The following is a 1342-nucleotide window of genomic DNA, read 5'->3' as shown; positions in this document are numbered from 1 at the left end:
ATTTTAGCCCATGCTCCAGCAAGGCTTTCTTGACTTTTTCTTCTTGATCCCAGAGCGGCTCATCAGGTGGAATAATAAAATTCAGCTCATAATTGTGTGATGGGTTGATGACAAAATATTTATCTCTCAAATGGGGATACACATCCTCATACAATCGAGTAGCTCTTTCGGGATCAAACAATAAAAGATGCGGTAAGATTTCCCTGCGGGTATCATCACTTATCTCATCATTCATAAAAATTTTCCGAAAATCATCCTCCGATCTTCTCTCCAAGGATATTAAACACCGACAATTTGCTAACTGATCACAATACTCAATAAGCTGTTGGTGGTGGTTGCTTAATAACCGGTAGAAAGAAGGAAAAATAAATTCATTCCCAACATAAGAAATTGAGAAAAGGGCATGCTGAAAGGCGAATCTATCGGCTTCTGTCTTTACATCGCTATTAAGGCGTTGTGCAAGTATATTAAAATCCCACTGATCTCCTTCAAAAATCGCTATTTTCCCAAAGGTCATATCCAGATCACGCATACCAGCCAAGACTACAATTAGTTTACTAAAGGCACCCTGCATGCTTTCACGTGATCTCATTTGGGAGCATTCGACGGTCATTTTACCCACTACGGCGTTGAAGCTTATTTTCATGGTGTCAGCATTTTTATCCAGTTCGATTGCTTTTAGTAACTGTATCAGAAACCAAATACGCTTTAACTTGCCGGATTTATGATTGCTTTCGGATTCAAATTGGTCAGAAAAATTCAACCGCAAGGTACGTCCTTTCCCTCCCTCTGCATGTTCTAACAGCTCAACAAGGCCCACGTGAGTTCCTAACTTCAGATTAACAATCACGGCATTATCCATAATGACGACGATGGCTGAATACCTTGTTGTTTTTTCAATATATACTTTGTCGGACGATTTCAATAGCGGCAGATCTTCACTCGGGTTTGTGTAATCAACATAGGTGATGCTCCTATTCTTGGATACCTTGCCCTGACCAGAAGCCAATGCGATCGGTGCCAGTGCGTTTACAAAACGCTGATGCAGGGCAAAAATCAGCTCATGTACACTCCGAACCTGCTCAGCCTCTTTAGGGTTGAGTACCTGAAGACTGAATTGCAGCTGATGGCAGGTAGCCAACCACTCGCGAAATGATACTTGCCCTTCTTTACCGGCTTGCAAGGGATGGTTGATACGCTCTAACTCTGATCCGATGGTCTGCTTCAGTGTCTTAAACCGGTTGATCAATAGCCGTAATTCATCCAGCAACGTCTGGACCTCGGGTTCAATGTTGTTATCAGCCAACCGTAAGTACGCGCCGTAGCCATCCAATAGTGCTTG

Annotated in this window: 1 protein-coding gene; it reads right to left on the bottom strand. The window is 42.6% G+C overall.

Going from position 1 to position 1342, the window contains the following annotated elements:
* The coding region (locus KDK18_RS00785) for a hypothetical protein (protein ID WP_257252490.1) at nucleotides 1–1183 on the bottom strand (1183 nt) is incomplete at its 3' end.
* Nucleotides 1184–1342 lie beyond the last annotated feature (159 nt).

It is taken from the genome of Endozoicomonas sp. SESOKO3 (assembly GCF_024606255.1).
The sequence above is the reverse complement of the archived record's forward strand: the minus strand, read 5'-3'. Positions and strand labels throughout refer to the sequence as shown.